At 44.4% G+C, this 25,228-nt stretch carries 24 protein-coding genes, 1 pseudogene and 1 riboswitch; of the genes and pseudogenes, 10 read left to right on the forward strand and 15 right to left on the reverse strand.

Annotated elements, in window-relative coordinates:
- Window positions 1–464 precede the first annotated feature (464 nt).
- Entirely contained in the window at window positions 465–1,283 is an 819-nt protein-coding gene (locus JGK14_RS07505; RefSeq protein WP_293192275.1) for a tetratricopeptide repeat protein, read from the reverse strand.
- 190 nt (window positions 1,284–1,473) lie between these two features.
- Between JGK14_RS07505 and JGK14_RS07510 the strand changes: the two genes are divergently transcribed.
- Window positions 1,474–2,223, forward strand: coding sequence for a cobalt-precorrin-6A reductase (locus JGK14_RS07510; RefSeq protein WP_293181277.1), 750 nt, complete (start codon window positions 1,474–1,476; stop codon window positions 2,221–2,223).
- Window positions 2,224–2,388: 165 nt separating this feature from the next.
- On the opposite strand, the gene JGK14_RS07515 is transcribed toward JGK14_RS07510, so the two are convergent.
- A complete protein-coding gene (locus JGK14_RS07515) occupies window positions 2,389–3,648 on the reverse strand; it encodes a CapA family protein (RefSeq protein ID WP_293225012.1) in 1,260 nt (419 codons plus the stop codon).
- A gap of 181 nt (window positions 3,649–3,829) precedes the next feature.
- Here JGK14_RS07515 and JGK14_RS07520 point away from each other — a divergent pair, with 181 nt between their 5' ends.
- Together JGK14_RS07520 and JGK14_RS07525 are read left to right on the forward strand one after the other, a co-directional pair.
- Window positions 3,830–4,810: a metallophosphoesterase gene (locus JGK14_RS07520; RefSeq protein WP_293253381.1), complete on the forward strand. Its 981-nt coding sequence runs from the start codon at window positions 3,830–3,832 to the stop codon at window positions 4,808–4,810.
- A 78-nt stretch (window positions 4,811–4,888) separates the two neighbouring features.
- The gene (locus JGK14_RS07525; protein ID WP_293216655.1) at window positions 4,889–5,464 is read left to right on the forward strand and encodes a Uma2 family endonuclease; all 576 of its coding nucleotides are present in this window, start codon (window positions 4,889–4,891) and stop codon (window positions 5,462–5,464) included.
- A gap of 188 nt (window positions 5,465–5,652) precedes the next feature.
- Here JGK14_RS07525 and JGK14_RS07530 read toward each other — a convergent pair whose 3' ends face one another.
- Window positions 5,653–6,069 (reverse strand): DUF1636 domain-containing protein, encoded by a 417-nt coding sequence (locus JGK14_RS07530; RefSeq protein ID WP_325314915.1) that lies wholly within the window; start codon window positions 6,067–6,069, stop codon window positions 5,653–5,655.
- 22 nt (window positions 6,070–6,091) lie between these two features.
- A riboswitch (cobalamin riboswitch) is annotated at window positions 6,092–6,255 on the reverse strand.
- Between the two features lie 142 nt (window positions 6,256–6,397).
- On the opposite strand from JGK14_RS07530, the gene JGK14_RS07535 reads away from it, so the two are divergent.
- Window positions 6,398–8,392, forward strand: a complete 1,995-nt coding sequence (locus JGK14_RS07535; protein WP_293326725.1) for a serine/threonine protein kinase — start codon at window positions 6,398–6,400, stop codon at window positions 8,390–8,392.
- A 58-nt stretch (window positions 8,393–8,450) separates the two neighbouring features.
- Window positions 8,451–9,725, forward strand: a complete 1,275-nt coding sequence (locus JGK14_RS07540; RefSeq protein WP_325314916.1) for a serine/threonine protein kinase — start codon at window positions 8,451–8,453, stop codon at window positions 9,723–9,725.
- 16 nt (window positions 9,726–9,741) lie between these two features.
- Here JGK14_RS07540 and JGK14_RS07545 read toward each other — a convergent pair whose 3' ends face one another.
- From JGK14_RS07545 to cynS, 5 genes are all read right to left on the reverse strand, one after another.
- Window positions 9,742–10,347 carry a type IV pilin-like G/H family protein gene (locus JGK14_RS07545; protein WP_293192283.1) on the reverse strand — a complete coding sequence of 202 codons (606 nt, stop codon included), beginning with the start codon at window positions 10,345–10,347 and terminating at the stop codon, window positions 9,742–9,744.
- Window positions 10,348–10,402: 55 nt separating this feature from the next.
- Complete coding sequence (gene clpX, locus JGK14_RS07550) at window positions 10,403–11,785, reverse strand: ATP-dependent protease ATP-binding subunit ClpX (protein ID WP_293326732.1); 1,383 nt, start codon at window positions 11,783–11,785, stop codon at window positions 10,403–10,405.
- A gap of 173 nt (window positions 11,786–11,958) precedes the next feature.
- The gene (locus tag JGK14_RS07555) at window positions 11,959–13,191 is read right to left on the reverse strand and encodes an RNA-guided endonuclease InsQ/TnpB family protein (protein ID WP_293181255.1); all 1,233 of its coding nucleotides are present in this window, start codon (window positions 13,189–13,191) and stop codon (window positions 11,959–11,961) included.
- Window positions 13,192–13,206: 15 nt separating this feature from the next.
- Window positions 13,207–13,329: a hypothetical protein gene (locus tag JGK14_RS07560; protein WP_293192285.1), complete on the reverse strand. Its 123-nt coding sequence runs from the start codon at window positions 13,327–13,329 to the stop codon at window positions 13,207–13,209.
- Between the two features lie 120 nt (window positions 13,330–13,449).
- Window positions 13,450–13,893: a cyanase gene (cynS, locus tag JGK14_RS07565; protein WP_293181252.1), complete on the reverse strand. Its 444-nt coding sequence runs from the start codon at window positions 13,891–13,893 to the stop codon at window positions 13,450–13,452.
- A 32-nt stretch (window positions 13,894–13,925) separates the two neighbouring features.
- Between cynS and JGK14_RS07570 the strand changes: the two genes are divergently transcribed.
- Window positions 13,926–14,138, forward strand: a complete 213-nt coding sequence (locus JGK14_RS07570) for a hypothetical protein (RefSeq protein WP_325314917.1) — start codon at window positions 13,926–13,928, stop codon at window positions 14,136–14,138.
- A 401-nt stretch (window positions 14,139–14,539) separates the two neighbouring features.
- Here JGK14_RS07570 and JGK14_RS34000 read toward each other — a convergent pair whose 3' ends face one another.
- Both JGK14_RS34000 and JGK14_RS07575 read right to left on the reverse strand, forming a co-directional pair.
- Entirely contained in the window at window positions 14,540–14,821 is a 282-nt protein-coding gene (locus JGK14_RS34000; protein ID WP_442921435.1) for a zinc ribbon domain-containing protein, read from the reverse strand.
- Window positions 14,822–14,846: 25 nt separating this feature from the next.
- Window positions 14,847–15,734 carry an RNA-guided endonuclease InsQ/TnpB family protein gene (locus tag JGK14_RS07575; RefSeq protein ID WP_442921436.1) on the reverse strand — a complete coding sequence of 296 codons (888 nt, stop codon included), beginning with the start codon at window positions 15,732–15,734 and terminating at the stop codon, window positions 14,847–14,849.
- A 223-nt stretch (window positions 15,735–15,957) separates the two neighbouring features.
- Here JGK14_RS07575 and JGK14_RS07580 point away from each other — a divergent pair, with 223 nt between their 5' ends.
- Window positions 15,958–16,305: a slr1659 superfamily regulator gene (locus JGK14_RS07580; RefSeq protein WP_293181249.1), complete on the forward strand. Its 348-nt coding sequence runs from the start codon at window positions 15,958–15,960 to the stop codon at window positions 16,303–16,305.
- 32 nt (window positions 16,306–16,337) lie between these two features.
- On the opposite strand, the pseudogene JGK14_RS07585 reads toward JGK14_RS07580, so the two are convergent.
- Window positions 16,338–17,551, reverse strand: a pseudogene (locus tag JGK14_RS07585) (RNA-guided endonuclease InsQ/TnpB family protein).
- Window positions 17,552–17,907: 356 nt separating this feature from the next.
- Here JGK14_RS07585 and JGK14_RS07590 point away from each other — a divergent pair.
- Complete coding sequence (locus tag JGK14_RS07590; RefSeq protein WP_293192290.1) at window positions 17,908–20,043, forward strand: sensor histidine kinase; 2,136 nt, start codon at window positions 17,908–17,910, stop codon at window positions 20,041–20,043.
- Window positions 20,044–20,272: 229 nt separating this feature from the next.
- On the opposite strand, the gene JGK14_RS07595 is transcribed toward JGK14_RS07590, so the two are convergent.
- Window positions 20,273–20,878, reverse strand: coding sequence for a hypothetical protein (locus tag JGK14_RS07595; RefSeq protein WP_325314918.1), 606 nt, complete (start codon window positions 20,876–20,878; stop codon window positions 20,273–20,275).
- A 129-nt stretch (window positions 20,879–21,007) separates the two neighbouring features.
- On the opposite strand from JGK14_RS07595, the gene JGK14_RS07600 reads away from it, so the two are divergent.
- The gene (locus tag JGK14_RS07600) at window positions 21,008–21,280 is read left to right on the forward strand and encodes a hypothetical protein (protein ID WP_293239261.1); all 273 of its coding nucleotides are present in this window, start codon (window positions 21,008–21,010) and stop codon (window positions 21,278–21,280) included.
- Between the two features lie 85 nt (window positions 21,281–21,365).
- Complete coding sequence (locus JGK14_RS07605) at window positions 21,366–21,788, forward strand: CHASE3 domain-containing protein (protein WP_293192293.1); 423 nt, start codon at window positions 21,366–21,368, stop codon at window positions 21,786–21,788.
- 74 nt (window positions 21,789–21,862) lie between these two features.
- Here JGK14_RS07605 and JGK14_RS07610 read toward each other — a convergent pair whose 3' ends face one another.
- From JGK14_RS07610 to JGK14_RS07620, 3 genes are all read right to left on the reverse strand, one after another.
- Window positions 21,863–22,324, reverse strand: coding sequence for a VOC family protein (locus JGK14_RS07610; RefSeq protein WP_293181234.1), 462 nt, complete (start codon window positions 22,322–22,324; stop codon window positions 21,863–21,865).
- 818 nt (window positions 22,325–23,142) lie between these two features.
- The gene (locus JGK14_RS07615) at window positions 23,143–23,628 is read right to left on the reverse strand and encodes a glutathione peroxidase (RefSeq protein WP_293197127.1); all 486 of its coding nucleotides are present in this window, start codon (window positions 23,626–23,628) and stop codon (window positions 23,143–23,145) included.
- A gap of 476 nt (window positions 23,629–24,104) precedes the next feature.
- Window positions 24,105–24,998: a DUF2382 domain-containing protein gene (locus tag JGK14_RS07620; protein ID WP_293181225.1), complete on the reverse strand. Its 894-nt coding sequence runs from the start codon at window positions 24,996–24,998 to the stop codon at window positions 24,105–24,107.
- Between the last annotated feature and the right edge of the window lie 230 nt (window positions 24,999–25,228).

Genomic DNA, 25,228 nt, shown 5'->3' on the forward strand with positions numbered 1-25,228 from the left:
GAATTAGACGGCGGTTGAAACCGCGTCTACACAAACAATGTCTGCCTCCGCAGACTTAAGAAAGAGGGCGGTTGAAACCGCGTCTACACCAACGATGTCCGCTCAGACGGCGGTTGAAACCGCGTCTACACAAACGATGTCCGCCTCCGCGGACTCAAGAAAATAACATAATTTTAACCGTTTTATCTTCAACCTGCGGAGGCAGGTTTGGTTTGTGTAGACGCGGTTTCAACCGCCGTTTTATCTTCAACCCGCGTCGGCGGGTTTGGTTTGTGTAGACGCGGTTTCAACCGCCGTTTTATCTTCAACCTGCGTCGGCAGGTTTGGTTTATGTAGACGCGGTTTCAACCGCCGTATAATCTTCAACCCGCGTCGGCGGGTTTGGTTTGTGTAGACGCGGTTTCAACCGCCGTCTAATCAACCGCCGTCTAATCAACCGCCGTCTAATGAACCGCCGTCTAATCTTATTTCAAGTTCAAGAATTTGTCTAAAGCGCTAACTACAACTGGCGGCCAGCGGCGGGTTTTTGCCACCCAATCGAGGTCTTTGTAGCGGGAATCGAGACCGACTGCGGCCACCCAATTGCTCTCAGCTTCACCGCGCTGTCCAGCCTCCCAAAGACAGGCGCTGAGGGCTGCTCTCATATCCGCAAATTGGGGATATCTGCGGACAATGTTTTTCATGTTGCGAATTGCTTCTTTGGTTTGCCCGTTTTGATAAAGTGCGAGGGCGTGATTGGCACGAGCAAAGGCGTATTCGGGCGCCAATTCAAAAGCTTTGCTGTAGTCTTTAATTGCTATTTCCCATTGTCCTAAACCTGCTTCGGCGTTACCTCGGTTGTTGTAGGCGGCTGGATCTTTCGGGTCTAATTCTAGCACATGATTGTAGTCGGCGATCGCTTCTTCCCAGCGTCCTAAACCTTCTAAGGCTGTGCCGCGATTTAGGTAGGGATCGGGAGCATTCGGAGCTAGTTCGATCGCCTTTTCGTAGTCAGCAATTGCTAATTGTAGTTTGTTTTGGCTGACTCTCGAATTGCCTCGGTTACTCCAAGCGGCGGCTTGTGAGGGAAATTTGTCAATAATTTCTGTCCACAAAGTTTCTGCGGCGGGAAATTTGCCTTCGTTTGTAGCCTCAAAAGCTTTCTGAACAAGTTCTCCTAATTCCTGCTGCTGAGGGGTGAGCTCTGTTGCTTGTAGTTGTGCGGCGGCGGGCGCGATATTTCCCAACCAAACTAACCCGGTTACAATTAATACTGTAAAAAATGTGAAAAGTGAGCGAATCATCTTTGGTGGCAGTTGAAACTTTACTAAGCTGTTGCGTATTTAAATTGAGTATTTGGGACGGGCTAGAAGCCCATCCCACAAGACTTTGATTTGTTTTTGACACAGAACAATTTAAATACAGAACAGCTTAAATATATTATTAACCTAAATTGCGGTCGTTGGTTAAATCTTATCAGTTAAAAGTAATTTTATGAAAAAACGCTTATTAATTTTGGGCGGAACGGGTGATGCTATTGAAGTAGCTGCCAGAGCTGCTCAAATTGCTGATATCGAGGTGATATCTTCGCTTGCAGGGCGGACTAAACAGCCTTTGACCCCAAAAACGGGTACGGTGCGGATTGGGGGGTTTGGTGGGGCGGCTGGGCTGGCTGAGTTTTTGCGTTGTAGCCCGATCGACTTTTTAATTGATGCGACTCATCCGTTTGCAGCGCAGATTTCAGCCAATGCTGCGGTGGCTGCGGCTGAGTGTCATGTCCCTCATTTGATGCTGGTGCGCCCTGCGTGGGAGGCCGTGGAGGGCGATCGCTGGATTGAAGTCGCCAGCCACTCGGAGGCTGCAAGGGCTTTGTCAGGGCATTCTCGGCGGGTGTTTCTCACCATTGGGAGGCAGGAATTGGCGGAGTTTGCGGGTTTGGAGGATGTTTGGTGTTTGATGCGGGCGATCGATCCTCCGGCACCAAATACTCTTGTTCCTCATGGTGAATTATTATTAGCAAGGGGGCCTTTTTCATTGGGAGACGAGCGGCAATTGCTCTTGGAATATCAGATTGATACAATTGTTAGCAAAAACAGCGGTGGTGCAGCGACATATCCAAAAATTATCGCCGCTAGGGAGTTGGGTATTCGTGTTGTAATGGTGCAGCGGACTCCGATTCCTAATGTTGAGCGGGTTGCTGATGTGTCGGGGGCGATTGATTGGCTAATTCAGCAGTTGAAGTGAAAATCACAACTTACGCACTCCGACTAAAGAAACCGGGTTTTTTATAAATTTGCGGGTGACAACGAAATATTGTCGAAAAAAACCCGGTTTCTCGGCTACCGCAATCAAGAAACCAGGTTTTTCTGAATCTGCGGGTAACAACGAAATATTGTCGCGTTATTTTCTTCATTCCGCGGAGGCGGAATTTGTTTGTCTAGGCGCGGTTTCAACCGCCGTCTTATCTTTGTTATTCAATGAGTTAAGATGATTGTTCATTTCTTGTAGATATGCTTTTAAAACTGGATACTGCGAAGTTGCTAGCAGCGCATCTTTTTTCTGAGTGACGGTTGTTTCTAACGGCAAAATGCGATACTTAGATTTATTGTTCAAAGTATAGCGGTGTACCCAAGTCGGAATTGTTTTAATGCTGATAATTTCTGTGGTTTTTTCGGGAAATTTCTTGCGGATATTTATTTGCACAATTACGCCTAAGTCTGTATAATCTTTGGTCTGCCCCGAGATGAAGTTTCCCATTGAATAAATTGCTACGGCCTTTCTGGTTTTCCCATTCTTTCCTTTGAATTTAAATATTTTGTAAGGCTGGACGACGTGGGGATGACTGCCGAGAATGATGTCTGCACCGGCTTTTAAAATGTTTTCAACTAATTGTTTTTGTTGGGTGTTTGGCTGTCGCTGATATTCGTCGCCAAAATGCAGGGAAATTGCGATCGCATCTGCTCCTTTTTTTCGGGCTTTGGCGATGTCTTTGATTATCTGTTTTTCGTCGATTAGCGAAACTAGGTAATCTTTGCCTTTGGGTATGGGGATGCCGTTTGTGCCGTAGCTGTAGGCTAGCATGGCTAGAGAAATATTGTTTTTGGTGACGATTAAAGTCCTATCGCCCGCTGCTTTAGACTTGGCTGTCCCTGTTGATGCAATTTTGCGATCGCCCAAATTTGCGATCGTCCTAATTACCCCTATTTCTCCCCGATCCAAAGCATGATTATTCGCGGTTGTCAAGATATTAAATCCAGCTTTTTTCGCAGCATCCAGTAATTGCACTGGTGCGTTAAATAGCGGATATCCCGTATATCCGCCCGCATCTTCGCCCGCTAAAGGTGTTTCCAGGTTTCCCGTTACCCAATCGCCCTTTGACAGGATACTTTTAACTGGTGCGAAGAAGCTGTCAAAATTGTATGTTTGCTTTTTTGCATCGTAGCCCGAGATTGTTTGAGTAATGTGCATCATGATATCGCCGACAGCAATTAGTTGCGCTTCTTTAATCTCAGACTTGGGTTTAGCCGGTGCAGGTGTTGCAATTGGCGATGGCGTCCCGCCCCGCAAGCTACGGCTTTCTGTACGCTGTGTGTTGGTTTTTGGCGTTTGGATGTCGCAGCTTGCGATCGAAAACACGGCAATTACCGAAAGCAACCGACGAAAAGTCATAACTTTTAAGAGTGATTTATCGGCATCTATGATATCATCATTATGCCTTGCACACCGTTGGCTGGAAACTAAGTTTTTCAACAAAAATATTGGCTAAAAACTCTCAATCTTCCTTAAAAAGCCCGGGTTCTTTGTTCGGATTACGCAATTTATAATGACTCGATTAGTTACACCCAAATAAATGACAAAAAAATATCTCATTATTGCCTTTATTGTTTTCTTCTCAATTACGGGTTTTGGTATTTTGAGTTACGCTCAGAGTTCGAGCGATCGACCTTTTGAATTTGCCTTAATTGGCGATTTGCCTTACAGCGCAGAACAAGAAGCAAAATTTCCGAATTTGATTGCAGATATCAATCGATCGCCCGCAGCCTTTGTCATTCACGACGGCGATATCAAAAGCGGTGGATCTGTCTGCGATGATGCAACTTTTGTCAGCCGCCAGCAGTTATTTAATAAATTTGAAATGCCCTTCATTCTCGCCTATGGTGATAACGAATGGACTGACTGTCACCGTTCAAATAACGCCAGTTACAACAATCCCATAGAAAGACTTGCTAAACTGCGGGAAATCTTCAGCAAAGGCACTCAAAGTTTGGGGAAACGTACCTTAACTCTCACCCGCCAAAGCGAAAATTCGCAGTTTGCTAAATATCGTGAAAATGTCCGCTGGATTTATAACGGGATAACATTTTTGGCGATAAATATGCCGGGAAGCAACAACAATTTTGGCCGCACTCCCGAACAGGATAAAGAATATGCCGATCGCAATTTCGCTAATTTAGCCTGGATTAAAGAATCTTTTGCTTCAGCAAAACGCAGCAACAGCAAAGGAATCATGTTAGTTGCACAAGCAAATCCGGGCTTTGAACTCGATCGAACCGACAAAAGAATAACCGGCTACAACGATTTTATCGCAACTCTGGAAACAGAAACCCGCAATTTTCCCGGACAAGTCGTATTCGTGCACGGCGATACTCACTATTTCCGCATCGACAAACCTTTACCTCGTTTTGACGATGACACTCAACTCCCCAGACTGCTAAACTTTACCAGAGTTGAAACTTTTGGTTCTCCAAACGTGCATTGGTTGCGGGCTTTTTATGACCCCAAAAATCCTAACGTGTTTGAATTTAAACAGCAGATTGTTCCCAAAAATTAGGCAAATTAACACCAGTTGTATCCCAGATAAATATTGTTTCGCTTATACTGAAGATCGCTAGCATGGAGGAATTTATTTATGACGATCGCAACTGAGCGCATTACCCTTGAAGAATTTCTGAAACTGCCAGAAACTAAACCAGCCAGCGAATACATTGAGGGCGAAATCATCCAAAAACCTATGCCTAAAACAAAGCACAGCCTATTACAGTTAAGAAGCTGCAACGAAATTAATCAGGTGACGCAGACTCCCAAGATAGCTTACGCTTTTCCAGAGTTGCGGTGTACGTTTGGCGGGCGATCTATTGTTCCCGATGTTGCGGTACTATTGTGGGAACAGATTCAATTTGATGACAGCGGCGAACCGTTGGATGATGTGCTAATTGCACCCTATTGGGCGATCGAAATTCTATCGCCAGAACAAAGCTCAAACCGCGTAACTAAAAAAATTATTCACTGTCTCGAACATGGCTGTCAGTTGGGATGGCTAGTCGATCCAGGCGATCGATCGATTTTAGCATTTTTACCCAATCAACAACCGCAATTCTGCGAAGGTAGCGATGTCGTTCCCGTACCCGAAATCATTCCCTTGAATATCACCGCCGAACAAGTATTTAGCTGGTTGAGAATGCAAGCATCAACGACAGGTTCGTAGTGAGGACTTTAGTCCTCATCAAAACAGAGGACTCAAGTCCTCACTACGAACCTTTACCTAAGCACACAATCGCATTGCTGATTGACAGTATGAATTGAGTTATACCCAAAAAGTCTATGTTTTACTCAAGGGTAAAAAATGTGAATTCATACTCAAGTTCAGCAACGCCAAATTTTCGCTCCTTATCTCTAATTTCCCAGTGGTGGAATCTTAGCCAACACACCTTTTTTCAGAGCTTGAGGACGCTCAGACCAAGGCAACAAACCATCCGGCTTAGCATAGTATTGACTCGCGCATTCGAGTACAGCCTCGACACTTTCCGGTTCATTTGGAGGCAAATCACCAAACAGATAAGTATACTTTCCAGCAGCAGCAAAAGAGACCGCACAAGAGTGACTGCAAGCACTCATGCACTCAACTTCTTGAATCTCAAACTCATCAGACAACTCCCAATCTTTAGCGAGTTTAGATAAATCTTCCATGAATTGTTGGCCACCACTTTTACCTTCGCGCTTGCCATCTTTCCAAACACTAGCGCAAGCAGTGCAAACCAAAAGACAGTGTTTTGTGCGTACAACCGTGTTTCGTTTAGTTCCATTCATCATCCGTACCTCGCAGATGCGTTCAAAAGTGAGTTAGATATCGGCGGGCATTCTGACTTGAGAGGTAAAGGACTGAAGTCCTTACTACAAACCTCATTACAGTTGCGGGACAGCGCCGGACTTGCACCGAACTTTCCCCGTTTCCTCTGGCGGCTGCTCCCCGCTAGAACCGATCGCGAATTCAAATCCTATCACACTTGCCGCCCTTTCCCAAAAAAGTTATCTTGGTAACAGCAAGTTTTAATATCTAACCACATAAATTAACCCCGTTCGTAGTAAGGACTTTAGTCCTCTGATATTTCTGCGGACTGAAGTCCTCACTACAAACCTTATGAACGCTTTTCCCGACTTTTCCACCCATGGCTATCAAGTAACCCGCGAACTCGGATACAACAGTTTGGGCGGCCGCGTTACCTATCTCGCCACAAAAATTAACACAACAAACTTCGTTGTAATTAAGCAATTTCAATTCGCCCAATTAGGTGCTAGCTGGACAGAATACGAAGCTTACGAACAGGAAATCAAAGTTCTCGAAAGTTTGGATTTCCCTGGAATTCCCCGCTATCTCGATGCTTTCGGGACTGACAGCGGATTTTGCATGGTGCAGGAATACAAAAATGCCGAAAGTGCGATCGCCCGTAATTTCTCGCCGCCGGATATTAAACAAATTGCGATCGCCACTTTAGAAATTTTAGCTTACCTGCAATCCCAAAAACCGCCCGTAATCCACCGCGACATCAAACCGGAAAACTTGTTAATCGATGACGAGTTAAATGTTTACCTAGTAGACTTCGGTTTTGCGCGCTTGGGAGGCGGAAACATCGCCGCCAGCAGCGTTGTCAAAGGCACAATGGGATTCATGCCACCGGAGCAAATGTTTAACCGGCAATTAACAGAAGCATCCGACTTGTACGGCTTGGGCGCGACGCTAATTTGTTTGTTGACTGGTACAAAATCTGTGGATGTCGGCAACTTGATCGACGATAATTATAGCATTCATTTTCGGCATTTAGTCCCGCCCTTGCAGCAGGGTTGGATGAACTGGCTGGAAACAATGGTAGCGCCGAGAATTCAAGATAGATACAAGTCGGCGGCTGATGCTTTGACGGCTTTGAGGTCTCTTGATGCCAGCAGTTTGCCGAAAGTGAGGCTTGAGCGCGATCGGCTAAATAGTATTGCTACAGACTATAGAGAAATATTAACACAATCCCTCGCAATCAGCAACCCAATTCCAGATACAATACTTTGCGGCAGATGGGAAGTCGCACCGCATCCGAGTGACCCGCCCCACACACCTTATGACCACCCTTGGATCTCCTTTGAACCACAGAATTTTGAAAGCAATGAGGTTGACTGCAAAATCATAATTGATACTGGTAAATTATTAGCTGATACAACTTACAATCGTCAGCTTGTATTGCACGCAAATTCTGAGCCGGATACTTATACAATTGAATTGCAAGTCACAACTTCTCCCCTACCCATACCCAAAAAAACTACTTTCTTGTATAAGGGAAGACTGAATTTTATGTGCTGCTTTGTTGTGGCTGGTTTTCTGTTGAACCTGATTGCATATCTCAATTTAACTGGCTACAACTATTTAACTACTAGCGGTATTTTTTCCAGTGCCTTATATGGATTTGCTCTGGCTGAAATCACAATCACGGCAAAATTAAATCGACTTAAGTCTAATTGGTTTGGATCGTTATATGGTTGGTTAATTGGATTGATATTATATATTGTGACCGTCGTTATTTTAGTTTTTTTTAATTTAATAAGCGGTGACGCTAATACAATTCATCAATTATTTAGTGCGTTTGCTGTGATAACGATAGCTCCAGTCTTAACTTTAATTGGACATTTATTGGGTAAAATAAATAGACCTGTAAGTATTTTATTCCGTTTTTTATTGTTATCTGCATTAGGTTGTGTATCGTATAGTTTTATGGAACTAATCTGGGATGAAAGTGGTCTAAAAATCCTAGGTTTTATTTTGATTGCTCCTATTTTTTACACAACAGCTAATTCGATGGTTTACAATCTAATTTCCGAGCTAACGATCCAAAAATTTATTAAGGTAGATGCTGTCAATATAGCCTTTCTCACTGCCGGATTTTGTACTAGCTTAGGAGTAGTATTGCGAGTATTTGTAAATCTTTTTACTCAAATAGAATGGGTTGAACCAATGGAAATGTGGGCAGTCGGAGGAGTGACTATCGCCTTTCTATCAGTTACTGCTATTCCATTACTTGAACTCATTGTTTTTCGACCAAAAAGAATCCTTGCCAACTATCGCAAATCAGAACCAAATTTAATTAAACCTTAACCAACTGTTCGGCGATATTCTACTGTTTTTAATGAATGAAATTCTTACTACTAAACCTATGAATGATTTTCCTGATTTTTCTAACTACGGCTATCAAATAACTCGCGAACTCGGACACAACCGGGCGGGCGGTAGAGTTACTTATCTCGCTACCGAAATTAATACCAAACGTTCCGTCGCCGTCAAACAATTTCAATTTGCCCAAACAGGCGCTAATTGGGCGGAATATCAAGCTTATGAAAAAGAAATTCAGATTTTGCGCGCACTCGATAACCCCAACATTCCCCGTTATTTAGATTCCTTCCAAACTGCATCGGGTTTCTGCATGGTACAGGAATACAAAGATGCCAATTCCCTCGCAACTTCGCCGCAGCAAACACCGCAAAAAACTAAGCAAATTGCTATTTCTGTGTTAGAAATACTCAAATACTTGCAAAATCGGGTGCCGCCAGTTATCCACAGAGATTTAAAGCCGGAAAATATCTTGGTGGACGATCGCCTAAATGTCAGCCTTGTCGATTTTGGATTTGCTAGAATCGGGGGGGGAGAAGTGGCCGCCAGCAGCGTTGTCAAAGGCACTTTGGGCTTTATGCCGCCAGAACAAATGTTCAACCGCCAGCTAACAGTCGCATCCGATTTATACAGCCTCGGCGCGACGCTAATTTGCTTGCTAATCGGCATCAATTCTACCGAAATTGGCAGCTTGATGGACGATACCGGGCGGATTAATTTTAAACATCGCTTGCCGCAGCTAACTCCAGAGTTTCTTGACTGGCTGCAAAAAATGGTGGAACCTAATTTCAAACACCGCTATCCTTCGGCGGATGCTGCCCTCAATGCTTTGATTCCCCTAGAGGTAGTTCAGCAGCGTAACAAGTCAAAACTCGCACTGATATCAGTCGGATTATTAACAGCAATTGCTGCTATTTTTATTCCTTTACTCTGGAAATTTCCCGAACCTCAAACAGCAGCCAATCTCAAACGAATAATCAACGCAGTAAAGTTAAATCCTCAGACTCAAGTGATGTTAACTGACGAATTAGAATCGAAAAAAACTAGAGATGTTTGGTCTTTGAAACAAAAAAAGAAAGTCTACTTTAGTGTAAGTGCTACTAACTTGCCAGAAGGAAAATATAGAAGTTATTGTAAGGTTGTCAACCCTGAAGGACTATTCGCAGCCCAGAGTCAATCTTATTTAAAAACGACGGGCGATCGATTAAATACTTGGTGCTGGTACAATTTTAAACAAGATGACAAACCTGGCAATTGGCAGTTTCAATTTTACTTAGACGGTCAAAAAGTGACGCAAAATAGTTTCAAGGTCTTACCTTAACGTTCCGGGCTGGAAGTTAACCGGGCAGTAACCTTGTTCCGGGCTGGCAGTGAATTTCTTTGCCGTCAAAAGTTGGCGGACTCCAAGTTTCTGCAGAACTTGCGTTCTCCCGATCGCTCTCGCATATAGCACTAATAGTTTTTATTAGATTGCTACCCTTTTGTTTGTAAGCAAATACTGCGCCAGTGTAGGATCTCTCGGGGTTCCTATCAGTAGGTTTGGCGCTCGCGATCGCGCTTTCAAATTGTGCTGGTTCGCGGTGATTGTGCCTAGTTTGAACCGGACCCATTGATGAGACGATCGTGTAATTATAGTTCTTGGTCTGTTCTTTAAGTCCCAGACCCAATTTTGCAATGGAATCGCTAAATTGACCGTACTCTGCATAGTAAGCTTGCTGCCCTCTATTGATGCTTGTAATATACTGTCTGCCTTCTAAAAATGTCTTACCCCTTGGCGGGGACGAGGGCAGGGCGATCGTATTGAGTTTGAAATCGTAACATGACGCCATGATGCCAGCCACAAGCGCGCTGTAAATTGCAATCCTCGGCAGCAAACTGGATACTGACAATCTCGATTTTTTACTGGCTTTAACTACATTGACTGACATTTTTTTAACTGTCATAAAGTAAATTTGCCAAGCTTGTAGGGTGCGCCACAAGCACCCTACAAACTATAAATTATGCAGTTTCGTGCTGTTTGTGCCATGCGGGATGCCACAGCAACTCGGCAGTCGATCGCTTCTCGACCATTTCCTTCGTAATCGTACACTGAGCCACATCCTTGCGGGAAGGCAATTCGTACATCACATCGAGCATTAACTCCTCCAAAATGCTGCGGAGAGCTCTCGCGCCGGTTTTGCGTCGGTAGGCCTCCTGGGCGATCGCCCGCAGCGCATCCGGCTCAAATTCCAACTCCACGCTATCCATCTTCAACAGCTTCTGATACTGCTTCACCAGCGCATTCCGGGGCTCAGTCAAAATCTGCATCAAAGCCGCCTCATCCAGCGGCGAAATCACCGTCACCACCGGAATCCGCCCGACAAACTCAGGAATCAAACCAAACTTAACCAAATCATCCGGCTGTACCTGCTGCAAAATATCAGCCGCCCGCTTATCCTTTGCCGGCAAAGTCGAGTTGCTGTCGCTTTCTGTTGGCTGAATAAAGCCCAAAGATTTTTTACCCAAACGCTGTTCTACTATTTTTTCTAAACCGACAAAAGCACCGCCACAAATAAATAGAATCTTGCTCGTGTCAACTTGAATAAAATCTTGGTAAGGATGTTTGCGGCCGCCTTGCGGAGGCACATTAACCACCGTTCCTTCCAACATTTTTAGTAGCGCTTGTTGCACTCCTTCTCCCGATACATCTCTGGTGATCGAAGTGTTTTCGCTTTTGCGAGCAATCTTGTCAATTTCATCAATATAAATAATCCCGCGCTGTGCAGATTCGACATCAAAATCTGACATTTGCAACAGCCGCAGCAAGATATTTTCTACATCGTCGCCGACATATCCAGCTTCTGTCAGCGTCGTCGCGTCAGCTACCGCAAAGGGAACTTCGAGCATTTGTGCCAAACTTTGCGCTAACAAGGTTTTGCCGCAACCTGTCGGCCCGACTAGCATGATGTTGGATTTTTGCAGTTCGACATCGCTGTCGGGGGAAGACTTGCCGCTGTCTTTGGCTTGGTCTACGCTCAAGCGCTTGTAATGGTTGTAAACTGCTACAGAAAGGACTTTTTTGGCTGAGTGCTGGCCGATGACGTGGTTGTCTAAATGCTGTTTAATTTCTGTGGGTTTGGGAATTTGAGCTAGAACAATTTTCGATTTGCTCGATCGACTCTGGCGTTTCGATCCTTGTCCCTGAGACTCTCGCACCTCTGACTGGGGAATCTGTTGACCAATTGTTTTGCTAGAGTCAAAGAACTCCTCCTCTAAAATTTCATTGCACAATTCCACGCATTCATCGCAAATGTAGACGCCGGGCCCAGCTATTAACTTGCGGACGTACTCCTGCGACTTACCGCAAAAGGAGCATCTGAGATGGGAGTCATATTTTGACATATTTAGCCTCTTACTTTACGGTTGCGGTTGTTTGTTTTGACTGGGGAAGTTGCAGCGGGCTCGATCGAGTGCTCAGCCCTAGAAAGGTTTCCCGATCTGACACCAAAACCAGTCAAGCTTCGCGGACTCTATTTCTAAGTTAACAGTTAGCAAAAACATGGACAAATATCCTGTCATGCTTTTTTAAATTCATTCGGTGTTATCCGAATCGGGCGAACTGCACACCCACTATCCCTATACACAAGTGCTGTTGGGAATACTTTCCTGAGTATGTTATAAGAACCATTTACGTCAGCATTGATTATTGTTCCGTCTGCTGACTTGTAGAGTCCTCTCTTTATCCTACGTCCACTGAACTTGAGTGCTGAGTCCTTCTTTCCATAAGTTGGGATTGGGTCATTATCTAAGAAACTTGATTTGCTAGTGTAGCTTTCTTCGGTGAGAATTACTTTAATTCCAACTAACTCAGCTTTGTAAGTCAGCATCTCCACAAACTTTGCATGAGGAATAGAAACAAATTGTTGATTGTTTCTTCTTCCCAGACTCGACTCCTGCTTCCATAAATCATTCTTACCGATAACCAGCGTTCCTATTTCATTCGGGAGCAGATAATTAATGATTAAGCGAGAAGCCTTATGCAAGTAACCATCAACTTGATTGTTTCTCTTAGCGGATAATTGCTGAATTCGCTTTGATGTTTGAGCTTTACCTTTGAGCAGAGATTGCAGCTTAGCTTTCTGCTTGTTGTAGTGCTGGTTGAGTGCTTTGAGTGGCTTGCCGTTAATCAATAAAGGATTAAACCCTTTCTGATTTGAAGTTACTGCCGCTAAGTTACTGACTCCAATATCAATTGCTGCAATATGCTGGAAGTTTAACTGGTTAAGCTTTGATGCTATTTCATAGACTACCTCGATGACATACTGACCTGATTGCGGGATGATTCTAATCTGTTGAACATTTTGACATTTAGTGGGAAATTCAATGCTTGTCTTGGAAAGCTTTACTAATCCCTTGACTAATGCAGGCTTGCTAATCGCTCCTTTCTCATAGACAACGCAGAAACGTCCTTTGAGCTTATCTTTGTACTTCGGCAATTTAGGTTTGCCCAAAAACTTGCCTGGATTTTGTTTCCATTCCTTCATAGCCTCAAAAAATGACTTCCAGTTTCGATGCAGACTAATCAGGACTTGATTGCTGACTTTGGCAGGAAGCGCCTTGTAGGATTCATGAGATTTAACTTCATGATAGATTTGGCAATTATCAAGATAAGTATTCTCTAAAACAAAAGACTGCCTCACTAAGTAATTACAATAGTTGTAGAGATTTTTGGAACGCCATGCTAAATCGTCGCACTCCTTAGAGAAACTGTGACTTTTATCAATAATGTGACGCTCTACCAATCTCATTCTTCTTCTCCTTTGCTAGCTGAACTCGACTGCAACTCTAAAATTCACTTCTCGGTTTTCCTTGCCGATCGCCCTCGCTCTGACCAGATTTCCACCATCTGCGAGCAGTATTATAGGAAACTCCTGCTTTCTTGGCATAGTCCGACCGCTTCATACCCCTATATTACCTTAGTCCTTGGGAATAATAAAAAATTCTGACGAAGGCAAGGCCTTCTACATAAGTCCCGAAAGCAAGCCTTCTGCCGAAACCAAACTGGCTTACCATTTTTTGTATTCCAAAAATTTTCCCGACATAATTATTTTCACTCGATCGCCTTTTGGGTCTATTTCTTTCTCGACATCCAAACTAAAGTCGATCGCGCTCATAATCCCGTCACCAAATTTTTCGTGGATCACTGCTTTGAGCGGCATCCCGTACACCTGCATAATTTCATAGAAGCGATAAATCAACGGGTCAACCGGAACTGCTGCATCCAAAGAACCTTTTAACGGAGGTTCGCAGAGCACCGCAGCCGTCTCGCCATCCAATCCCAAAGCCGAGACAATTTTTTCGGCTTCATCCAACGATGCGGTAGCTTGACGGTAAAAAACCGCCGCAATCCAAACTTCGTCGCGACCCAAAACTTTTTCCAACTCGGCAAAACTAATTCCCTTAGCTTTTTTAGCAGCCAAAAGCTTTTCTGTAATTTCTGAAGTTGCCATTAAATATTCTCCAACTCACTGCTGTACCAGATATGAAATATCTCTCACATTTTGGTGATTTTGTCAATGGCAACTCGATCGAAAAAACAGAAGCGATCGATCGCAGAGCTTCAGCAAAACCAGGTCTCATCAACCTTGACAAGCGAATTTCGACCTGTGGTACCCGCCACGTGATTTATCCGTGGAATCAATCCCAAATCGAAAATCGAAAATCCTCTCTTCCCCCGAATTTAGGTCGCCTCTAAAATCTAAAATCTAAAATCTAAAATCGATTGACAACTTATACAAGTTTTGCATAGTAGTATAGAAGATTTGAGATTGGGAATAATTGATGACTACCAGGGTTTAGAGCTGGTCTACAGTTGGATGATTTATTTCAAATTGCCTCGCAACAGATCAATCCCCAAAAACACTCCTAACTGCCCTCTGACAATGATACAGTTGGCAGTATATCCAGTGCAAGTTACACAAACAAAGGCAAACGGCCCAGTTTGGATCGTGCCAGCGTGCCCCCCGCCCAAACACGGATAGAATTCCCCGACAGGAGTCGCCAGTCGCCCCAAATTTTAGAATCAGGTTCCTCTGCTCCCAGATTCATCTGTGGAGTATTGACACTCCCCGGCGTGAACGCACGGGGATTCTTGGATCAATCAGTCAACTTGCTCGTTGATGCCACCACCAACGAGTAGAGGTCGGTCTGTCCCCAAGCGTTAATTCCGGTGTGCCCCACCGTATTTAAAATAATTCCTGATTGCTTTAATCCCTTCGCTAGGATATTCAAAGCTGCATTATGGTCGCGGTCTAACACCGTGCCACACAGGCAAATATGAGTTCTGACGGATAGCGACTTCTGGACACGATTTCCACAACTTGAGCAATCTTGGGAAGTGTACCCAGGTGCTACAGCAACTACTGTTTTACCATACACTTTTCCAAAGTATTGCAAATAATGATCAAGTCTGTGACCACGCTGCATCGCTAATTCCCAACGCAAGTTTATGGTTTTTCACCATATTTCTCACCTGAAGGTCTTCGTAAGCTACGAAATCGCTAGATTTCACCACGTACAACGCCGTCTTAATGGCGAAGTCTTTGCGCTGCCTACTAACTTTCAAGTGTTTTCTACCTAGCTTATTGATTGCTTTCTTTCGATTACCAGAACCTTTCTTTTTCCGTGAAACTCGTTTCTGCAACCGCTTTAAAGCTTTTTCACTTTTACGAAGATGCCGAGGATTTGTCATGGTCTCCCCACTACTATCGGTATAGAAATGGTTTAATCCCACATCTATCCCAATAGCTTTACCAGTCGGAATCACTGATTCTGTCCGCTCTACATTTATACAAAACTGAGTGTAGTAACCATCGGCACGACGAATTACCCTAACTCGTTTGATTTCCTTGGGTGAGTAGAAATGCAAGTCTCGACTACCGAGCAACCTGAATGTTCCCGCAGCAAAACCGTCCGTAAAAGTCAGACATCTTTTATCGGTAGAAAGCTTCCAACCTGATGTCTTATACTCTACGGAACGAGTGTGCTTTTTGAATTGCGGATATCCCTTTTTTCCTGGCTTCTTAGCTTTACAATTAGAGAAGAAACGTTGAATAGCAAAAATGGCACGTTGGGCCATCGCTTGACGCGCCATTGAGTTAAGTTTTCCTGCCCATTCAAACTCTTTCGCCATGATGGCGCATTGTTTGTAGAGGTCAAGTAGTTTGACTCCCTGATTGTCGATCCAATATCTAAGAGCTTTGTTTCGGACAAACTGAGCTGTGCGGATCATCTCGTCGATGACTCGGTATTGCTGTGGGTTGCCTTTCAACCTAAACTCTAGTACAATCATGGAACTATTTTATCATGTTTATAAACTATTGTGAGTATAAATAAACTGATTTATGAATCTTTACACCCGCAATTAAAGCCGTCCTATAAGGACGGGGCTTTAGACCCAATCTTTTGGTAAATCTCTCATTCTTCAATTTTTAAATCTAACATAGACTGACTCTCCATCCTCGCTCCCGCAGCCAAAGCCCCTTTACCGTTCATAACCGACAAGTGACAAAAGTATGGATATTGAGACCAAAGATTACAGCATTGAGTACGATCGCGCTACCCAAACAGTTACCTGCTGCGGCTCGTTTCGCATCAGCCAGATGGAAGAATACGCGCCGATCGTCGATCTGCTCAACGAAGTGACGGACTCCTCGCCTAATATGATTACTCTAGACTTGCGAAAACTAGAATTTTTAAATAGTTCAGGAATTAACATTATATCAAAATTTGTGATCAAAGTGCGCCAGCTAAAAAATATTCAAATCAGCATACAAGGCTCAAAACAGATACCATGGCAGGGAAAATCGCTCAAGAACTTGCAGCGGCTGATGCCTTCCTTACACTTAGAATTGGATTATTGACACTCCCCGGCCGTACCGCGGGATTCTTTAATCTACGATGTAGCTTGCTCGAGCAGGATTTCTCCAACAAGAGTAGAGGCTTCATCTCCTAAAGCGTTGCTTGCATCAAGTGCAAAGGTTCCGGTATGCCCTACCGTACCTAATCCTCGACTCAGGATGATTCTAGCTGCGTTTTCGTCTCTATCCATTACACAACCGCACTTACAGACGTGCGTCCTAGTAGATAGCGTTTTCTTCACAATTACACCGCAAAGGGAGCATTCTTGGCTGGTATATTGCGGACTTACCGCCACCGTTACCCTCTCAAATACTTTGCCAAAGTATTCAAGCCAGACACGAAATTGATACCAAGATGCGTCGTTAATAGACTTAGCCAGACAGTGATTCTTCACCATGTTTTTGATTCTCAAATCTGCCTTCGGCACGGCGAAGCGCCTACGTAAGCTATCAAGTCGTTGGACTGAACTACGCACCGCGCTAACTTTACAGCGTGGTCTTTACGTTGCCTACTTATTTTGAGGTGTCGCTTACCTAGAATCTGTCTAGCCTTGCCTCTATTTTTTGAATTTTTTGCCTTTCTAGAGACACGTCGCCCTGAACGTTTAAGAACTTTTTCACTCCGGAGGAGGAACTTAGGATTTCCAACCATCAATCCGTTAGAGTCGGTGTAGTATTCCTTTAAACCAACGTCTAGACCTATGGTATTTCCGGTTGGTTTTGTATTCTCCGTTCGGTTAAAATCAATACAGAACTGAACGTATATACCATCCGCCCTTTTTACCAATCTCACCCGTTTAATCTGGCTAATTTGATAGAAGTTTAGATCCCGCGTCCCTTTCAGTTTTAACCTTCCAATTCCTTTTTTGTCACTAAAAGTTATGGATTTTCTGTCCGAAGCAAGTTGCCAACCAGATGTCTTGTATTCAACAGAACGACAATCTTTCTGAAATTGTGGAAACCCTTTTTTACCCGTAACTTTCCGTTTACAGTTATCGTAGAATCGGGAGATAGAAGACCATGCTCTCTCTGCGCTAGCTTGTCTAGCCATTGAGTTGAGTTCTGAAGCAAATGGGAATTCTTTAGCCAGTACAGCGCAGTATTTTTGTAGATCGTTCTGACCAACCTTTTGATTATCCATCCAATAGCGTATACAACTATTGCGAATGAATTTGGCAGTACGAATTGCTTCATCTACTGCCGCGAACTGACTGGATTTCCCATATGTTTTGAACTCAAAAACTAGCATTGTCTTACCTCCTATCTTATATTACACTTGCCTATATCAATACCCCGGACTGTTTTTTGAGCAGCGACCCAAAGCCTCATTCTACCGTTAATATTTCACAGATACTGGAACCCAGAACCCGCATTCTACCGTTGGTTTTCCGCAAGTTCACAAAACTTTGTAAAGCCGTCAAGCTTATGACGGGGCTTTAAACCCAGATTTTCGGTAAATCGCACAAGGTAAAGGTGTTCACCTATCCCGCCTTGGGGAACCAGGATGAGAGCACCTGAAGTTAATGCGAATAAGTCATAGTTAAGTTAGCACCAAACTGTAAAAAACTTCCCTCTCAGACTAAAAATTACCAATTTTCAATTGCTATGCAGGAAGAACCATCGAGAGAACAGCTACTTTTGGACGTTCAGCGACTGAGTGCGGAACTAGAAAACTTGAAACGCGAAAAGTCCGATCTAGAAATCTTGCTGGAGACTACCACCCAACATTCGGATACGATGGAAGCTCACTTGCTCTCTCAAGCTCAGTTGGCCGTGCGCGAAAGCGAACAGCAGTTTCGGGCGATCGCCTCGGCAACTCCCGTTCCGGTATTGGTTTCTCGTCTCTCGGACGGCTTAATTTTGTATGCAAACGCTCAATTGGCTTCTCTGCTAAACATACCCCTAGAAGAATTGATCGGCTGCTGTACCCCAGACTTTTACCTCAACCCCGCCGATCGCCCAAAGGTACTCGAAGCCCTCGCCCAAGACGGATACCTGCAAAACTACGAACTCCACTGCAAAAAATCAGACGGAACCCCTTTCTGGGCAATTCTCTCGGTTCAGTCCCTCCAGTTTAAGAGTCAGCCGACGGCATTGTGCGCCTTGTACGATCTCACTCAGCGCAAGCAAGCAGAAAACATTCTCCAAGAGAGCGAAAAGCGGCTCCGGCGGCAGAGTCTGGCCCTGTTGCAGCTAGGGCGGCAGAGGACTCTCAACAGCGGTGCGCTGACTGTGGGAATTCGCGAAATTACTGAGGCTGCTGCGCGCACTTTGGAGGTGGAAAAAGTCAGCGTCTGGCTTTACAACCACGACAGATTGGGAACTGGCTACCCGATCGATCCTCAGCTAAATTTTACCCACAGAGCGATCGCCCGCAACCAAAAAGAATCTCTCGATACAGAGGCGGCCCCCCGAAACGATAACGAGTCAGTCAATCATTCTCAATTTAAAATCCCCAACCTCAAATTAGTTTGTCTCGACTTGTACGATCGCACTCACGAGCATCATTTGAGCCGCCAGTGCATATCAGCAAGCGATTTAAAATTTTCAATTTTAGATATAGAAAACGACGCGCCGGGCGAAAATCTAGCTGAAGACAATGGTTTAGAACCGGCGCCGCACACTCAAAACTCGATCGAAACAAACTTGTGCCACTTATCATCGATCGCCGAACATTCCGGTGTGCTGCCGAATAAGAGCAAGCCAAATTCATCGATCTTAAATGTAGCAATTAGGCTCGGCGGCCAGATCGTGGGCATCCTCTCTCTAGAACATATCGGCGCGCCCCGCCAGTGGGCTCTGGAGGAGCGCACCTTCGCCGATTCTTTAGCAAATTTAGTCGCGCTGGCGATCGAAGGATTTGAACGCCAGCGAGCTCAGGAAGCACTCTCCAAAGCCAAAGCGCAGCTAGAAATGACCGTCGATCAGCGCACCGCTCAAATCACCGCCACCAATCAACTGCTCCGCAGCGAAATTGCCGATCGTAAAAGAGCCGAAATCGCCTTGCAAGAAGCCTTACACAAAGCAGAAGCAGCTTCCAGAGCTAAAAGCACTTTTTTAGCCAATATGAGCCACGAACTGCGAACGCCGCTCAACGCCATTATCGGTTACAGCGAAATGCTAGAAGAAGAAGCACTGGACTCCGGACTCGATGACTTCATCCCCGATACCCAAAAAATTCGTAACGCCGGCAAACACTTGCTGACTTTAATTAACGATATTCTCGACCTTTCTAAGATAGAAGCCGGTCGGATGGAGGTTTACTTAGAAGAATTTGACCTCGGCAATTTAATAGAAGAAGTTGTTGCAACTTTGCACCCTTTAGTTGAAAAAAATCACAATCAATTAGAAGTTTCTTGCTCTCCAAATTTGGGAGTAATGTATGCAGATTTAACTAAAGTCAGGCAAATTTTGTTTAATTTGCTCTCAAATGCCCTCAAGTTTACCGAAGGTGGAACGGTGCTGCTGGGCGCCACTCGCGAGCCAGCAGGCGATAGCGATTGGGTTTATTTGCAGGTATCTGATACGGGGATTGGAATGTCTGAACAACAGCAGCAGGGTTTGTTTCAACCTTTTATGCAAGGGGATGCTTCGACTACTCGCAAGTACGGAGGCACTGGTTTGGGATTGGCGATTAGCCGCTTGTTTTGCCAGATGATGGGCGGCGATATCACTCTTGAGAGTCAGTTAGGTGTTGGCTCTACTTTTATTGTTCAATTAAAGGTCAAAGTTGACAGTTGACAGTTGACAGTTGACAGTTGACAGTTGTCAGTTGACAGTTGACAGTTGACAGTTGACAGTTGACAGTTGACAGTTGACAGTTGACAGTTGACAGTTGACAGTTGACAGTTGTCATTGGTCATAAGGAAGAAGAAAGAAGAAAGAAGAAAGAAGGAAGGGAGAAGGGAGAAGGGAGAAGGGAGAAGGAAGAAGGCAACGAGCACGCGATGGAGAGCATCTCAGTTTTGCATTATTTATAGTGCGAGCGTCCCCGCTCGCGTGCGTGTATAAGCTTTGCTGTGCGGGGACAGCACGAAAGATAAAAAATGTTTCTTGCAAAACTGAGATGCTCCCCATGCGATGGGGATTTAACAGATTTAACGGATGGGTAAAAGATGCAATAATTCGCCATTACTAACAACCAATAACCAACAACCAATAACCAACAACCAATAACCAACAACCAATAACCAACAACCAATAACCAATAACCAACAACCAATAACCAATAACCAATAACCAACAACCAACAACCAATAACCAACAACCAATAACCAACAACCAATAACCAATAACCAATAACCAATTCCCTGTTAATTGTGATACCGATCGCGATCGACCTCTGTTGCCGATCACACAGTCGCATTTTTTCCCAGCCTAGAATACTTTTATTATCCCAAACTTGTGCCACAACCAGAATATAGCGCCTTCCTGCATTTAAAATCCGCACCTCAACCTGCCACAGGGGGGGGGTGGGGGTATTGCTTATACAAAGGCAATTTGGTAAAAGTAATGCTATCGTCGCTAACCAGTAGAAGGCAAAAGTTAACAGGAAATCAGGAATTATCAAAGGCATAAGAACCCAGAAACACAATTCGGCTTTTTGCCTTCTCCCTTGAACCTTCAAACTGCGGCCTCTACTGCCGAGATAGCAATGCCACCGACAGCAGTGCACAAGTTCTCAAAATTAAAGGAGTGCATCGAGATGATTAAACCTTGCAGTCAACCGCTAAAAATAAATCCTTTCACTTCTTATCGCGATCCCACTACAGGCAAATGGACTGTAGTTCCAGCAGTTCAGAATGTTTGCGAAACAGACTCTAGTTTGAAACCCAAAGCCGAAAGCGAACAGGAAAGTAAAGTAGAAACAAGTGTTTCTGCTGTGCCTGCTATCTCGCTGCCGAAAAAACGCTTTTCCTTCTCCTTGCTTGGGCTTAAAAACCTTGCTAAAAAATCTTCTGTCACTGTCAGTAGCTAGCCATCGCCGGGGCATAATCTAGTTTCTACGGTTACGCCCGGGCGATCGCCAAACATAAAAAAAACAAGCTGTTCCATAGCATAAATTGCCAAAAAGCGATATACTGGCAGCAAACTTTCTCCTCACAATATCCGTGAAGTATTTGCTCGATCGCTTCGTCCACTTTGTATGGACAGACCGACCAATTCGCCAGCGGGGAACAGTCATCGTTGCTATCCCCGTGATTTGTCTGTTTGCTTCGCTGATCGCAATTGCAGGACTCCGGGATAGTGCAATACAGATAAGAAAGCGAGCAGATACTCATAAGGAAATACTTCACGGAACCAACCGCTTGTTAACCACTGTGGTGGATGCGGAAACGGGCATTCGGGGTTACGGGTTGACGAAGCGCCGCGATTTTCTAGCACCATATTTAGAAGCAAAGAAGAGTTTGCCTCCGCTGCTGGCTCAACTCGAAATTGCGGTGGGAGAAAATCAACTGCCAGATCAGGGATTTGCACAAATTTAAAAAAGTACCGAGTGCGATCGATCTTCTCGCTCGCGCTCTGAGCAATCCGCACCGATCGTCCTGCTGGCAAATATTTAAGCAGGATCGCAGCGGATTTCGATGATAAATCCGTCGGGATCGTAAAAGTAAATGCCGCGTCCTGTAGCGCGCGTGACCGGGCCACTGTCGATCGCAATTTCATTAGACTTTAGCACTTCCAGAGCGCGATCGAACAAATCGCGATCGATGTCAAAGGCCAAGTGGTTAGCGCGAGTAAAAGCCTTTTGGGGATCTGGGTTTGGCGGTTCCAAATCTGGCTGCCAAAATAAGTCAATCACAGTCCCGTCTGGAGTGATGAAATTAGCGACTTTACCAGCAGCCACCATTTCGGTTAAACTTGCGGGAATTTCTGCACCTGTGAGTTCGTGTAAGCCGAGAATTGTACCGTAGAAGTGGCAGGAAGCTTTCATATCGCGCACGTTTAAAGCGATATGGTGAACCCGGCGCAAGTTCCCCGGCGCCAAGGCAATTTTGACGGTGCTTTCGGTAGTTTGCATGGTTGTCAATTGCTACTGTTAAAATTGGATGATGTTAAATTTCCTCAGAGTTCGATCGTTCGGACTTCAGTCCTCAGATTTCTATAGAACCCATTTGAGATCTATTTTGCGTAAATCTGAGAAACCGGGTTTCTCTCTATATTTCTCGTCACCCAACCCAAAAACTCGTAGAAACCCGGTTTCTCGACATTAGCGTAAATCTCAGAAACTGGTTTCTGTCTATATTTCTAGTCACCAAACCCAAAAACTCAAAGATGTCAAATGGGTTCTATAAGGACTGAAGTCCTCACTACGAACCCATTTAAAGTTTGATCGTGAGGACTTAATCTCAATTATTGTTACTTTTCTTTAGGGAACGATGCCATACCTACAAATAGCATGGCCAGCCCGCCTCCCAGAATCGCGAACGCCAGTAAACCTACGGCTAAATCTAATCCCGATGTATTTTCCATTAAATTAAAACGTTCTCCAATTAAATCCAATCACCGGTATTTGTTAATTGTTGATTGCTTCTCAACAATGAGGAAGAGAAGAAAAAACAAGCTAATTAACCGTAGGGTGCGTCATACCAATTTAATGTGAAGTTGCACATATTCCGATCCCCCTAAATCCCCCTTAAGAAGGGGGACTTTGAGAAGATTCCAGTCCCCCCCTTATTAAGGGGGGTTAGGGGGGATCAGATTCGGGAGCAGCCTCATAAAAAATTGGTATCAGGGAGAAAATTGTTAGTCTGTATGCAAAACATTTAGCCCTGACGCACCCTACAATAACTAAACATCCATCCGTTACATCGGTTAAAAAATCCGTTGGCGAACTGCTTATTTTGCCAATTCTCGATCGATCGCAGCGATCAATTCCGGCGAATCTGGGCCCACGCTGCTGCGGAATCTGGCAACCACTTCACCCTGTTTGCTAACTAAGAATTTTTCAAAATTCCAGGAAACCTCACCTTTGGGATCGACTGCATTCGTAAGCTTAGCGTACAGCGGGTGCTGCTGGCTGCCTTTAGCGCTTACTTTGTCAAATAATTCAAAGCTGACACCGTATTTTGTAGTGCAGAAATTGACGATTTCTGCGTTGCTTCCGGGTTCTTGAGCTCCGAAGTCGTTGCAGGGAAATCCTAAAACGCGGAGTCCGGCGGCGCCGTACTTCTGGCTCAATTCTTCGAGTCCTTTGTATTGAGGTGTATAGCCGCATTTGGAAGCTACGTTAACTATCAAGAGTACCTGGCCAGTGTACTCTCCTAGCTGCTTGTCTGCGCCTGCGATCGTTTTTACATTAATGTCGGAGATGGTGCTGGGCATTTTCAAATATTTCTAAATTTGACTAGCACAATTTTACCGCAATTTGGTAAGATTTTGTCGATTTGCCGATCGCTCAAAATTAAAAAATCCAGACCAGGGGGGTTTGCAGAGTTCCGGCGGATATTAGAGTAGAGATATTTGTGAACCCGATGAAATTTTTCAATAGGTACGTAGTTGCGCTTCAGCGCTCTTGCATATATATAGCGGATCAAGCGAAAGATTCGCGGACGTTGTTGGGAAGAAGGCCCTATACGTTTAAGGGTTATGTAAGCTGTCAGTCATACCTCATCTTTTTGAGAAAGGCTATATATAAGACAATACCGTTTGCTTAAGACAATAGGTACGTAGTTGCGCTTGAGCGCTCTTTATATATAACATTTATAACGAAAGATGAGGTATGACTGTAAATGGAGTTTTTGATGCGACCCCGTTTACTACACGATAAGTATAAGAGGGCTTAAGCCCAACAACGTACCTCACTTATCTGAGTGGCTTTCCGTCATCCATTTTTGGTACGTATCCTCAAGTTGCTTGTCTTCCAAAACTATTTCTAGGCGGACTTTGACGCAACCGTGGCGGGGTTGAGAGGCGATCGCATTTAAGATCTTGCTAGCTTTCTGCACAGACGTAAATTCTGCCTTAACTGTCGGTTCCTGGCGATCGCTCTTAATCTCTGCCAAATCTATACCGGTGATGTTTCCCTCGCCCAAATCTATCTCTGCCAAAACCTTCGGATCGTCGCCGACTTGTTCGACAATCAACTTTTCCCACTGGATCGGCACTTGTACCATCCGAGTCTCAATTTCTTTGCGGACTATGACTTCGCCGACTTTGCGCTTGCTGCGATTGATTACCAATCGTTCTTCTAGCAGGCGAATTACTTCTCGATCGACAATATCCAAGTTTTCGTCATCCTCATCGGTCTCTAAATGTTCATTTTGGCGATCGGCATCTGTTAGATTTGACATAACTGTTGAGGGATTAGTTGACTCGCTATTGCTCACTTCATCAAGCTGTTCTGAGGATTTTCCTAAATACTCATACTCTGCCGTTCCCCCAATTCCGGGCAGCAGATCGACTGCATCGGACTTAATACTTACAAACAGAGTCTTTTGATGATAATCTACTTTTTTGAGCAGCTTGATACTTACTAAAAAAATGCGGGGGTTTTCGCGACCTAGCCCTGATACCACAAAGTTTAGCTGACCGTTAGGATCGAAATAGACATCTTTGATTTTGCCTACCAAGTGACCTTGGTTGTCTTTTACTGTAAAACTTTTTAGCTTAGTCCTGACTTTTTCCGGCACCCGGTTGAGACGGGTATTTGATTTGGCTGTGGCTACTTTTTCGGCTGATGCTTGACCGTTCATTTTTAAAACTTTCCTGCTTAGGGATTTTTATTATGAATTGGGGCGAATTGTTCAACAGTTGACAGTTGACAGTTGACAGTTGACAGTTGACCGAAGGAAACCGACCTCTACCTAGAAGTCAGAGGATTGGAGTAATGAATAGTCTGATTTTAATTTCTCCCGAAAAAGCTTGGGGCTTTCAACCAATTCTTTCTGGTAAAGGCGGGGAAAGTGCATAAACTTTGGCCAAA

The sequence above is a fragment of the Microcoleus sp. PH2017_28_MFU_U_A genome, assembly GCF_020738035.1.
Lineage (GTDB): Bacteria > Cyanobacteriota > Cyanobacteriia > Cyanobacteriales > Microcoleaceae > Microcoleus.